The 12,187-nt window shown below is 48.2% G+C and carries 14 protein-coding genes; 1 reads left to right on the top strand and 13 read right to left on the bottom strand.

All coding sequences use genetic code 11. The features are described from left to right. Positions 1-29: 29 nt before the first annotated feature. The 4 genes from AC0LWT_RS24735 to AC0LWT_RS24720 form a co-directional block, all read right to left on the bottom strand. Positions 30-380, bottom strand: coding sequence for a type II toxin-antitoxin system PemK/MazF family toxin (locus tag AC0LWT_RS24735; protein ID WP_028553893.1), 351 nt, complete (start codon positions 378-380; stop codon positions 30-32). 3 nt (positions 381-383) lie between these two features. Beyond that, positions 384-665 carry a CopG family ribbon-helix-helix protein gene (locus AC0LWT_RS24730; RefSeq protein ID WP_474683946.1) on the bottom strand — a complete coding sequence of 94 codons (282 nt, stop codon included), beginning with the start codon at positions 663-665 and terminating at the stop codon, positions 384-386. A 204-nt stretch (positions 666-869) separates the two neighbouring features. Further along, entirely contained in the window at positions 870-2,060 is a 1,191-nt protein-coding gene (gene alr / locus AC0LWT_RS24725; protein WP_474683945.1) for an alanine racemase, read from the bottom strand. A 158-nt stretch (positions 2,061-2,218) separates the two neighbouring features. Next, the gene (locus AC0LWT_RS24720) at positions 2,219-3,436 is read right to left on the bottom strand and encodes an outer membrane lipoprotein-sorting protein (protein WP_474683944.1); all 1,218 of its coding nucleotides are present in this window, start codon (positions 3,434-3,436) and stop codon (positions 2,219-2,221) included. A gap of 242 nt (positions 3,437-3,678) precedes the next feature. Here AC0LWT_RS24720 and AC0LWT_RS24715 point away from each other — a divergent pair, with 242 nt between their 5' ends. Then, complete coding sequence (locus tag AC0LWT_RS24715; RefSeq protein ID WP_474683943.1) at positions 3,679-4,758, top strand: acyltransferase family protein; 1,080 nt, start codon at positions 3,679-3,681, stop codon at positions 4,756-4,758. Between the two features lie 62 nt (positions 4,759-4,820). Here the strand turns inward: AC0LWT_RS24715 and AC0LWT_RS24710 are convergent, their stop codons facing one another. The 9 genes from AC0LWT_RS24710 to AC0LWT_RS24670 all read right to left on the bottom strand — a co-directional run bounded on the left by AC0LWT_RS24710 (position 4,821) and on the right by AC0LWT_RS24670 (position 11,895). Beyond that, positions 4,821-4,949, bottom strand: coding sequence for a hypothetical protein (locus AC0LWT_RS24710; RefSeq protein ID WP_474683942.1), 129 nt, complete (start codon positions 4,947-4,949; stop codon positions 4,821-4,823). A 75-nt stretch (positions 4,950-5,024) separates the two neighbouring features. Next, positions 5,025-6,431 carry an undecaprenyl-phosphate glucose phosphotransferase gene (locus AC0LWT_RS24705; RefSeq protein ID WP_474683941.1) on the bottom strand — a complete coding sequence of 469 codons (1,407 nt, stop codon included), beginning with the start codon at positions 6,429-6,431 and terminating at the stop codon, positions 5,025-5,027. A 6-nt stretch (positions 6,432-6,437) separates the two neighbouring features. Continuing rightward, positions 6,438-7,304 carry a glycosyltransferase family 2 protein gene (locus AC0LWT_RS24700; RefSeq protein ID WP_474683940.1) on the bottom strand — a complete coding sequence of 289 codons (867 nt, stop codon included), beginning with the start codon at positions 7,302-7,304 and terminating at the stop codon, positions 6,438-6,440. 217 nt (positions 7,305-7,521) lie between these two features. Beyond that, positions 7,522-7,647, bottom strand: coding sequence for a hypothetical protein (locus AC0LWT_RS24695; RefSeq protein WP_474683939.1), 126 nt, complete (start codon positions 7,645-7,647; stop codon positions 7,522-7,524). Between the two features lie 91 nt (positions 7,648-7,738). Further along, entirely contained in the window at positions 7,739-8,686 is a 948-nt protein-coding gene (locus tag AC0LWT_RS24690; protein ID WP_474683938.1) for a glycosyltransferase family 2 protein, read from the bottom strand. Next, positions 8,683-9,534 (bottom strand): dTDP-4-dehydrorhamnose reductase, encoded by an 852-nt coding sequence (rfbD, locus tag AC0LWT_RS24685; RefSeq protein WP_474683937.1) that lies wholly within the window; start codon positions 9,532-9,534, stop codon positions 8,683-8,685. The genes AC0LWT_RS24690 and rfbD overlap by 4 nt, the downstream gene beginning before the upstream one ends. Next, complete coding sequence (gene rfbB / locus AC0LWT_RS24680) at positions 9,535-10,554, bottom strand: dTDP-glucose 4,6-dehydratase (RefSeq protein ID WP_474683936.1); 1,020 nt, start codon at positions 10,552-10,554, stop codon at positions 9,535-9,537. A gap of 39 nt (positions 10,555-10,593) precedes the next feature. Then, positions 10,594-11,139 (bottom strand): dTDP-4-dehydrorhamnose 3,5-epimerase, encoded by a 546-nt coding sequence (gene rfbC, locus AC0LWT_RS24675; RefSeq protein WP_474683935.1) that lies wholly within the window; start codon positions 11,137-11,139, stop codon positions 10,594-10,596. Between the two features lie 12 nt (positions 11,140-11,151). Then, on the bottom strand, positions 11,152-11,895 hold the full coding sequence (locus AC0LWT_RS24670; RefSeq protein WP_474683934.1) for a sugar phosphate nucleotidyltransferase: 744 nt from the start codon (positions 11,893-11,895) through the stop codon (positions 11,152-11,154). Positions 11,896-12,187: the final 292 nt, after the last annotated feature.

The raw sequence follows: 12,187 nt of genomic DNA, 5'->3' as shown, positions 1-12,187 counted from the left end.
CTGCCACCCTCGTCGGTTCCGGAGCTTATTCAAAATTCTATCAGTCCAACGCTAATTTGCAAAGCATCGTCAACTTTTCGCATCGTTTCCTCATCCAAATGCGTAATTTTGTCCGTAAGCCGCTGTTTATCGATGGTCCGGATCTGTTCCAGCAGAATGACGGAATCGCGATCGAATCCGTGCGTCTCCGCGTCTATTTCCACATGCGTAGGCAGCTTCGCCTTCTGGATTTGCGCCGTAATCGCGGCAACAATCACGGTCGGACTAAAGCGGTTGCCAATATCGTTCTGGATGACTAGAACAGGACGAACGCCCCCCTGTTCTGATCCTACAACCGGAGAGAGATCTGCAAAAAACACATCGCCACGTTTCACAATCACTGTCTACACCCCGCTTACTAAGCGATCCACCGTATTGTCCGCCTCTGCCTCCGCTTGAAAAGCCTCCGATGCCATGCTGAGATTGATTTTCGCCATCTCCATATAGCCGCGCTGCATGGACTCGCGAATACTGCGTTTTTTGCGCTCAATCAAGTAGAGCTTCATCGCTTGGCGAATGAATTCACTTCGATTGGAGTTCTCCTTTTCCACGATCCCGTCTACCTCTTGCAGCAAATGGTCAGGCAGACTGATCATGATTCTTTTCGTATTGTGCGCATTGCTCACCCTTTAACCACCCCCGGAAACGATACAAAAGACAGTATTACCAGTATGCCATAATGAAAACCAAATTATACAATAATATATGCTTTGAGTATATCAATTATGTTACACGGGCTGGATATCACATTCTTCATCCCTATTATTCGATATCCGGTTCTGAAACTCCTTTCAAATAAATGCAAAATTTTCGTGGTAATTTTTTCAGCGCTAAAAACGGTGCCGCATCAACGGATTGATGGCGTCTTCACGCACGCCGCCGCGTACGTACACTCTGGCTACCCGGTGCGAAATCATGCACGTAACCTCATAATTGACCGTTCCCAGCAGATCCGCCACATCTTCAGCCGAAATGCGCTCCCCCTGCTGCTCGCCGATCAGCACGACCTCATCGCTAATATCCGCATCCGGAACGCCGGTTACATTCGCCATACATTGATCCATGCAAATTCGGCCGACAACCGGCACCCGCTGCCCCCGAATCAATACTTCCGCTTTCTTGGAAAGCATCCGCGAATATCCGTCCGCATAACCGATCGGCAGCGTCGCGATTTTTTCATCGGTCTTCGTATGATAAATCGTCCCGTAGCTGATACCGGAGCCCGGCGGCAGCGTTTTAAGGTTCACGATTCCCGTTTTCAGGCTAAGCACCGGTTTCAGGTCGATTTTTTGCCGGTTTACCTCTTCCGAAGGATACAAGCCGTACATACTGATGCCGAGCCGCACCATATTGTAAGTGAGTTCGGGCAGGTCGATCGCCCCCGCGCTGTTGCCCGCGTGAAGGTAAACGAACTCAATTTCTTTTTGCTTAAAATGTTCCACGATCCGTTCGAACTTGCGGTACTGCTCGCGGGTATAGCTCTTATCCGTTTCATCCGCGTTCGCATAATGAGTGAAAAGCCCTTCCACCGCCACATTCGGCAGCGACAACGCCTCCTCGATAAAAGGAATCGCCTCTTGTTCCGCCCGCAATCCAAGCCGGCCCATCCCCGTGTCCAGCTTGATATGAATTTTCAGCTTATGCGCAGTCCCTTGCGCCGTATGCTTCGCTTGCTTTTGCAGCTCCTCCAGCACTTCCCTGCTGTATACCGTAATCGTGATATCCATCTGGCGCGCGATCTCCAGCCCGTCAGGAGGCGTATAACCGAGCACCAGAATCGGCGCCGTAATTCCCGCGTGCCGAAGCTCCAGCGCTTCATCCAAAAACGCAACGCCCAAATAATCGACTCCGGCTTCGATAACCTCTTTAGACACTCCTACGGCCCCATGCCCGTATGCATCCGCCTTCACGACCGCCATCAGCTTCATTCCATCCGGCAGTACCCGCTGAAACCCTTCTATGTTGCTGCGCAGCGCATCCAATGATATTTCCACCCAAGTAGGCCGATAAAAAGCATCCACCGACGTTCACCTCTTCATCTTAAGCAAAACCTGCTTTGTCTGTATATGCAAAGGACAAGGGAAGACCTGCTCTACGTGCGAGCAGGGCTCCCCTTCCTTTTTACGAATCCGTTCGGACCGATAGATCTATGTTAATCCCTTACGTGCAAACCGTCAACTTACTTTCCGGATTGGCCCTGCATAGACATGGCGATGTTGATCATCTCCGATGTCGGCAAATCCGCTGTCGTCAGACGGAACTCCACGCCGTCGTCCGTCCACATCAGCGTCTTTTTCTCATCTCCTGTCAAAACCGCTATCGTAAAGCCCAGATCGACGATGTCGCCCGGCTGCAGGGAAACCGTCTTGGCCTGCGGCCTCACCTCGATAAGGCTGTAGTTGTACTTACCTTTATACCGGAGCAGTACAGCCGGATCTTCGCCGAGCTTCATATCGGTAATGTCCTGCTTCACGACTTCCTTCGGCATATAGGAAGGCTCGATCACGCCGAAGCTTTGCTGCTTGGCAGGCGCTTGCTTGCCGTCCTGAGTCGCTGCTCCTGCCGCCTGGACGCCCGTCTTGGAGGCATCGGCCTGCTTGCCGCTACTGCTGCCGCTGCTTGCCGTCCCGGACGTCTGGCCCGCTTTGCCCGCCGTCAGATCGGATTGGCCGCCGGTCGCCGTCAAATTTTTGCCGGCAGTCATCTTGCCGGAATCATCGCCCTGAGCCGCGGCATCCGCCATCGTCGGCAGCGTATTCAAATTCCAGCTCGTCATGTTGCGCTCCATTTGGAAGTAATCCTTATCGAACTTCGCATCGAACTCAAAGCGGGTGAAATTCACCTGCACCATCACATTTTGGTTCGCATCGGACACCTGCACTTGCTGCGGCGCCAGATTCTTTTTGTTCAGCCAAATTTTTTGGCGGGATAGCAGCTCATTTTGATAATTAGCCGCAACATCAAATACATAGGACTCGTTATCCGTCGTGAATTGGCGTTCTTTATCCGCAATAATGCTTTTCGCCAGCGATTGGAACAAATAGACCTGGCCTTGATTTTCCGGCCAATCGCTCTGGAAGCGGAAGCTCTTCTTCAAATGAGGCGTCAGCACAAATACGCCCTCTTCATTCCGCAGCACGATCTGCGTGACATCCTTTTGCGCATTCGTCAGCGAAATCCGGTAAAAATGCTCCGGCGAATACGCCACTTCCACCTGATACTCCTGCGGCTGCTGCCCCGTATGCAGAACCATGCTTCCCGATGCCTGGTAGCTGCTCTGCTTGCTGATCACATGATCCAAATCCTTTACAATTGATCCTGCATCCTTCTTCCCGCATCCCGCGAGAACAACTGCTAAGCACAACATGATGGCTACCATCCATGTGACCCGGCGCATTCAATCATCCCCTCAACACAAAATTAAACTCAATTGTACTGAAATTGAACTGCCCCATCATCGGAGCCCGATTTCAGTGTTAGTACATGCATATGAGAGGACTTGGACGATTATGCAGACGAGTTGTGCACTCCAACTGGAAGAGTCAGGCAATTTTCAGCTTGTATTCACGGTTTCTTCACAATCGTTTGGCATGATGTAGAGGATTAGCATTTTTTACATAGATCGGAGGCTGCCCTAAAGTGAATTCCAATCAAAACATTGCACTGCAAGCATCCAGAGGAGTTGCCGCTTGCTTTGTGCTGCTTTTCCACGTGTCATCGATGTCGTATAAATACTTCCAATACGATTTTTTAGGAATCAGCACACTGACGCGTTCGGGAGGCGTCGATTACTTTTTCGTGCTAACCGGATTTTTGCTCTTTAAAACGTACGGACATCAGATTGGCGCCAAAAAAAGCGTGCTTCCATATTTGAGGAACCGGCTGATTCGCATCTACCCATTTTACTGGCTCATTACATTGATCGTGCTTCCCGTTTACTTTCTCGTTCCCAGCTTCGGCTACGGATACGAGACGGAAAAAGGGACGATCATCCGTTCCCTGCTCTTGCTGCCGCAAGCACACGGACCCATCCTTCCCGTCGCTTGGTCCTTGAGTTACTTTGTTCTGTTCTATGCCCTGTTCAGCGTCATCATGGCCATAGGTAAAACTCCGGCTTATCTCGTTGCTTCCATATGGATCGCTTTAACGATTTGCAATGTCGCACCTGTCCCATACATAGGCTTCGATATTTCCCGCCATTTTTATCTGAATTTCCTGTTCAGCGAAGTGAACCTGGAATTTGCTCTGGGATGCCTCTTGGCCGGACTGACGCCATATCTCCGGGGTAAGCGCTACAACCTGCTGCTCGCATCGGCAATGGCCGGTTTCATCGCGATATGGCTGAACAACAAATATATGGCCGTTCCTTTTCACAGCTATTTATTGTACTTGATTCCCGCTACACTGGCGCTGCTGGGGATCGCCTCCATTCCGGAGGACATCAAGCTGCCCCGCTGGGTGCTCGGATTCGGCAAGCTCGGCAATGCGTCCTATACGATTTTGCTGACGCATCTGTTGTTCATCTCGGTAATGATGAAGCTTTCCCGGACCACTCATCTGGCCGACAAGCTCGGATACCTGTTAACCGACCTGCTTGTAGTTGTATTTACTTTAATGTTGTGCTATATCGCGTATCATTGGGCCGAAAAACCTTTAGTCGCCCGGATTAAAACGATGGTCACCCTGCAGCGGGCCAAATCCCCGAAACTCGCATCCTAACATAAAAAGGCTGCTTAGGCGCATCTTCCGCCCGAGCAGCCCTTCTATTTTCAACTCCTATTTCAATACCACAAGTACACGATTCCGCAAATGATAGCAGCCCAAAAAAGGGAGCCGAAAATAACACCGATTATCAGGCCTCTTCCAATGGAAGGGTGCTCATTTTCGTAAGCGTCTTCATGATCGATCATAAAAAAACCTCCCCGTACTTAGTATATGTACTAGTATGGGAAGGATACTGGCGAATTATGCTGTCGATTTAAATTTTAATATGCATTTTTATTGACGAAGCCGTTGACGATCGTTTTCCAAATGATTTTAATATCAAAAAGAAAAGTCCAATTTTCAATGTAGAAAATGTCGTGCTTAATCCGCTCTTCGATGGATGTATCCCCACGGAGCCCGTTGCTTTGAGCCAAACCCGTGATACCCGGCCGGATATGATGCTTCACCATGTACTTCGGTATTTCCTCCTTGAACTGTTCCACAAAAAAAGGACGTTCCGGCCGCGGGCCCACTACGCTCATATGTCCGAACAGCACGTTAAAAAACTGCGGCAGCTCGTCCAGACTCGTTTTCCGCAAAAAAGCCCCGAACTTCGTCCGCCGTGGGTCATTCTCGACCGTCCACTGCGTGTCCGAAGCCCCCTCCGGCAAAATCTTCATGCTGCGGAACTTGTACATCATGAACCTTCTGCGGTTAAGCCCTACACGCTCTTGCTTGAAAATAACAGGTCCCGGAGACGTCGCCTTAATGACCGCAATGATCACCGCCATAACCGGCAGCGTAATTAGAATTGCAGTGAGCGAGAACGCCACGTCAAACACCCTTTTCAGCAACCGATTCCTGAACTCGTCCAAAGGAATGTCCCTCACATTGATCAGCGGCATGTCGGCAAAGTTATCGAAGTAAGGACGCGACGGAAGAAAATCGTAAAAGTCCGGAATAATGAGCGTCTTCACGCCGATTTTTTCACACACATTAATGATGGCTCCAAACTTGGGATGCGCGTCAAGCGGCAGTGCTATGATCACCTCGTCGACAATCAGCCTGTTCAAAATCCCTTCCAGATCACTGGTCGTGCCGATGATCGGCTTGTAGTGCTGGTAGGACGGCTCATGCTTCACTTGATAGTCATCCAAAAAACCTACGACCTCGTACCCAAGCTCGGGGTGCTGCTGCAAATTGTTGTAGAACTTGCGCCCCAGCGTCCCAGCCCCCAAGATGAGCACGAATTGCTTGTTGTATCCTTTTTCCCTGAAGCGTTTGAGAGAAATTTTGATCACATACCGGTAAAAACTGACGACCAGAATATTGTTCACGAGAAACAGCAGCAAGTACGAACGCGATATGTCCACTTCTTTAAAAATAAACAAAATGCTGAGCAGCAGCAGCAAACTGAACAAATGCACCTGTACGATTTTCAAAATTTCAAATGAAAACTGCTTTCTTCTTTTCGGCGTATAAAAGTTGACAAAATAGCTGATGCCTATCGCCAACGCTCCGTAAATAAAACTCCACAGCACATAATGCTTGAAAGGGAGCGGGCCGTCAAAAGGAAGCCAGCCGCTGTCGAACTTGAGCCACCACGAAAAAAGAAAAACAAGCTGTATACAAACAAAATCCGCGACCGCGTACAACTGCGTTAAAAAACGCTGGCTCTGGCGAATCAAGCACAATCACCTCAAAACACGTAATTTGTTAACCATCAAGGAAAGCACAAACTTCAGTCCAACCCCCGCATACACCAGCGCATTCACCGGCCATGCGTATTTGCTGCGATAATGCTTCCTATGGAACAAAATCATGGCACGATGAAATTCATAAATGATTTTGTAAGGCTTCTTGCGGCTGCTGGCCCCTTTATAATGTATGATCTGCGTGCGCGGAAAATAATAATTTTGCCACCCGCCCTGCTTGATCCGGTAGCACCAGTCGATATCTTCTCCGTACATGAAAAACTCTTCATCCAGCATCCCCACCTGATCGATCGCCTCGCGCCGCACCAGCATAAACGCTCCGACAAGCGAATCTATCGGATACTCCTGATCCGGGTCCAGATAGCCTAACTGGTACTGATTGAATTGCGGCACATGCGGAAAAAGCTTCGAAAACCCGAACGCATAGTAAAAGGACGCCGACGGCGTCGGAAACCCCCGCTTGCATGCTTTGTCCAGCGAACCGTCCGGCAGGACAATCTTGCACCCGCTAGCCCCCACCCTGGGATGCTCGTCCATAAAACGAAGCATAACCTCCAGTGTATCAGGCTGCACAACGGTATCGGAGTTTAGCAATAATATGTATCGCCCGCCGGCTGCCTTCATCCCTTGATTGTTGGCTTTGGCGAAGCCGACATTGTCAGAGTTGGCTATGCAAACGACCTGCGGAAATTGCTCGGCAACGGCCTCAATCATGCCGTCATTTGACGCATTATCAACTAAAATGATTTCATAGCCGTAAGAGACTCTCGACTCCATCACCGACCGAATGCAATTCAAAGTGAGCTCGCGTGTGTTATAGTTGACAATGATGATGCTTACATCCATGGTAAAACCTCATTTGTGGTCATGTCTATTGCAATTATACCATAGACATGGTCTATTTTTCACATAACAAAAAAGCAAGACCTCTCCATCAGCCTCGCTTCTAGTATCGCAAATAGCATTCCGCGCTCTGACGCCTCAAACATTCACTCAACTCATGCTTCCTTGCTGAGAGCTAATCTGGCCTGCAGCCTTGTCGTCCTGCCCGAAAGAATATCAATCACCTTGTCCTACTCATCTGGTCCTTCATTTGCCCCATCTGCTTCTGCATTTGCGTCATTTGGTCTTGCACCTGCATCATTTGATCCTGCATGAGTGTAAGCATCTCTATTACTCTGTTTTCCACTGCATCAACCTCCAAGCGAACGGTGAAATTCCCTGCTACAGCTTTTGATCGTATACTTCATTATAACCCGACAGCGCCGATCAAGGAACTGCTAACTAAACCAGCAATAAAGTTCACTATCGTTTGCTTTTCGTTTACTTTGAACGAGCTTGCGCTTTTTCTTAAGCTCCGGAAGTTTCCGATAAAAGCTCATCCAAGCACCTAGCAGCTTCGGTTCACGAACGAGGGCATAAGCCAGACTTAATAGCTCATAGAAGATTATCGGAAAAATGTGTCGAAAAACAGGCAATAGCCGGTCGTTTTTCCATATCATTTTATAGCGGTTGATGTAAGATAACCTTCTCACAAAGAGCGGCTTGCCACTTCTCCCGCCCTCTTTCCAGCCTCTTTCATGATAAGCCACCGCCGTAGGCTCGAAATACGCCTTCCAGCCCATAAGCCGCGCCCTCCAGGCAACATCCACATCCTCTTTGTAGGCAAAAAAATCCTCATCGAAAAATTCACCGTTGATGCTGATATCATCGATCATTTTACGAGAATATAGAGCAGCCGCGCCGGAAACGCCAAACACTTCCCTGGCATCCAGATAAGCCTCGCTCGGTTCGTTCGCCCCACGGTCAAAAGCCCTGCGGGCTTTGTTCATCACAAGTCCTGTACTATCTACAAACTGGCGATTGCTTTTAAACAAAAGCTTCCCGGTCACACTCCCGATCAAAGGGTTCTCCATCAAAGTCCCGACCAAAAACTGAATGAATTGTGGCTCCAGCACGACATCGGGATTCAAAATCAAACAATAATCGGCATCAGACAAGCGGATGGCCTGATTATGCCCTCCTGCGAAACCTTGGTTAGCGGCATTCGGAACAATGACACACCTGTCAGACCATTTAGCCAGCTTTTCAAGCGTGCCATCATTTGACGCATTATCCACTACAATGATTTGCTGCACAGGGTAGCTTTGGGCCAGCACGGCCTGCAAGCACTCATCAATATGTTCAGCACTGTTATAAGTAACAATATGAACGCTAACCGTATTCATGCTTCGCTTTCCGCCAGCTGCTTCAGAAAAGCCCTCAGCCCTTCACGCCAAGGCCTAAGATCCTCGAACCCATTCGCCCGTATGGCCAGGTGCTCCATCACAGAATAGCGAGGTCTGGGGGCTGGTCTGGGAAAATCCTCGGTAGCACAAGGCTCAACCCTCATCTGCTTTCCGCTTTCCTCAAATATCGCGCAGGCAAAATCAAACCACGAGCAAATGCCCGAATTGGAGGCATGATAAATACCGTAGCGCTCCGTTTGTACAAGCTGCTCAAGGAATTGAGCCAAATCTACCGTATACGTCGGCGATCCGACTTGATCGCTCACAACTTTGAGCGTATCGCGGTCCCGAGCCAGCTTTAGCATCGTTTTAACAAAGTTGGTTCCGTACAAGCCATACACCCAAGAAGTCCTTACGATAAAATACTTGCTCGAAAGAGATTGCACAAGCTGCTCTCCAGCCCTCTTGGACTTGCCATACACGCTCTGCGGATTCGTATTGTCATATTCCCTATATGGAGCCGAAGCCGCACCGTCAAAAACATAATCCGTACTAATATAGCAAAACTTCGCCCCTGCCCGCTCAGCCGCCGCGGCGACATTTCTGGTGCCAAACGCATTGATTTTATAGGCCAGATCCTCTTCAGTCTCAGCCAAATCCACAGCCGTATACGCCGCACTATGAATAACGACATCCGGCTTCAGCGATGAAATCACTTGATGACAGTGCGCCTCATCCGCAATATCTAACTGATCGCGCCCAAAACCATGCACCTCATGCCGGCCATCCAGCAATTTGACGATATCCCGGCCTAGTTGACCATGCGCCCCAGTAACCAAAACTTTCATCTATTCAGCCCCTAGACGTGTTCCATACTGCTTGGCAAAATATTGCTGATACTCACCGGATTGGATTCGCTTCCACCATTCCTGGTTATCCAAATACCAACGAATCGTTTCCTTGATTCCAGTCTCAAAACGATGCACCGGGTTCCATCCTAATTCCCTCGTAATCTTCGTTGCGTCAATGCCATAGCGTCTATCGTGACCCGGACGGTCTTTGACATACTGAATCAGAGACTCCGGCTTTCCAAGCTCCTTCAAAATCGTCTGCACGATATGAATATTCGTTCTTTCGTTATTGCCGCCAATGTTGTAGACTTCACCGCTCACACCTTTGTGCAGCACCAAATCGATCGCACTGCAATGATCCTCCACATACAGCCAATCGCGAATATTGAGCCCATCCCCATAAACAGGCAGAGACTTATCATTCAATGCATTGGCAATAATGAGCGGAATTAGCTTCTCCGGGAACTGATACGGACCGTAATTGTTCGAACAGCGAGTAATGTTCACCGGTAAACCAAACGTCTCATGATAAGCCCTGACCATCAAATCCGAGCCTGCTTTACTAGCAGAGTAAGGGCTGTTCGGCGCTAACGGCGTTTCTTCCGTGAATAGACCGGTTTCCCCTAAAGTTCCATACACTTCGTCGGTTGAAACATGAACAAATTTTTGCACATTATATTTCTTGGCAGCCTCTAGCAGCACCTGAGTTCCCAAAACATTCGTCTTCACAAATATTTCCGGCTCCAAAATACTCCGGTCCACATGCGACTCCGCTGCAAAATGAACAACAGCATCAACACCTTGCGCAAAAATGCCGTCCACCAGCGCCGAATCCGCGATATCGCCTTTAACAAATGTATACTGCGCATTATTTTGCACGGATGTAAGATTTTCCAAATTCCCTGCGTACGTGAGCGCATCAAGATTAACAATTTCATATTCCGCATAACGATTCAACATATAATGGACAAAATTACTGCCAATAAAGCCGGCCCCGCCAGTTACAACAATTTTCATAACAAATAAGCCTCCAACCTATTAAAATCTGATCTTCGCTTAAAAATTAATCTCCGCATCCTTAAGAAGCGGGTGCTTCTGATCTTTGTCCGATAAAATCGGCTTGGACGTCGGCCAGTCGATTCCTATTGCCGGATCGTTCCAGAGAATCCCCCTGTCATGTTCAGGAGAGTAATATTCATCGACTTTGTAGAGCACCTGCGTATTCGGAACAATCGTGCAAAATCCGTGAGCAAAGCCTCGCGGCACAAGAAGCTGACGCTTATTGGTCTCGCTTAAAATGACCCCCACCCACTGCCCGAACGTCGGGGAGCTTTTACGAATATCCACAGCTACGTCGTAAATCGCCCCTGAAGCCACCCGAACCAGCTTTGTCTGCGCCTTAGGATTCAATTGGTAATGCAAACCACGCAGGACACTAGTTTCGACAGAAAGAGAGTGATTGTCTTGGATAAAAGAGTAGTCAACACCTAAATCAGCAAACTTCTGACTGCTGTAAGTTTCCATAAAAAAGCCACGATGATCGCCATGAACATCGGGCTCAATGATGTAAAGTCCTTCAAGTTTTGTCGGAATGACTTGCATGTCTCGCACCTCTTATAATTTTAGCTTACCAAATTCCTCGCCGAAAACCAAATCCTTCGCCAGCTCATTCGCCTTAGCTAACGAAGCATGAGTTCCTGCATCCGTCCACCAACCCTGCAACACATCGTAAGTGAGTTCGTTTCTTTGGATATAAGCATTATTTACATCGGTAATTTCCAGTTCACCTCGGCCGGAAGGCTTTAGCGTCTCCACAATATCAAAAACAGTACTATCAAACATATATATTCCGGTTACCGCATAACTGCTCTTCGGTGCTGACGGCTTCTCTTCAATAGAAACGATCTTGTCTCCAACCAATTCCGGTACCCCATACCTTTGAGGATCAGGTACCTCTTGAATAAGAATTTTCGCACCTTTTTCTTGCTGCCGGAAGTTACTAACGAACGATGAAATGTTATCCTCAAACACGTTATCACCCAGTATAACAACCATGCGATCGTCGCCAACAAAATGTTTGGCTAACCCAAGCGCTTGAGCAATACCGCCAGCTTCATCCTGTACTTTATAAGTAAAGGTAACGCCCATTTCTCTACCGCTTCCAAGAAGGTTTACTACATCACCCATATGCTCCTTGCCCGTTATAATTAGGATATCGGTAATTTTAGCTTCTTTCAACTTTCGAATCCCATAATATATCATTGGATATTTACCCACAGGTAGCAGATGCTTATTGGTAATTTTCGTTAGTGGATATAGACGTGTACCTGTCCCGCCAGCCAAGATTATTCCCTTCATTTTATATCCGTTCCTTTCAATTCGCTCAATTCAAGCCAAACGAAGAATTGAAATCGTTTTAGTCGAATAGAGTTTCTAATATTCTAAAAAGAGCAGGAGTTAATCGCTAACTGCTAATCACGCTAAGTTAATGAGCTGCTTAATAACTGATAGACCATTAGTTCACCCTAAAGTATCCTTTAGAAACTTCCCCACCTTGTCCTAAATGTTTTAGTTTCCTTATTCCCCCCTCCCGTATATAGAATTTTTCATCAAAGTTAATTTATTTTCGAAGGCATGACGAATGATCAAT

This window comes from Paenibacillus sp. sgz302164 (genome assembly GCF_056120505.1).
The sequence above is the reverse complement of the archived record's forward strand: the minus strand, read 5'-3'. Positions and strand labels throughout refer to the sequence as shown.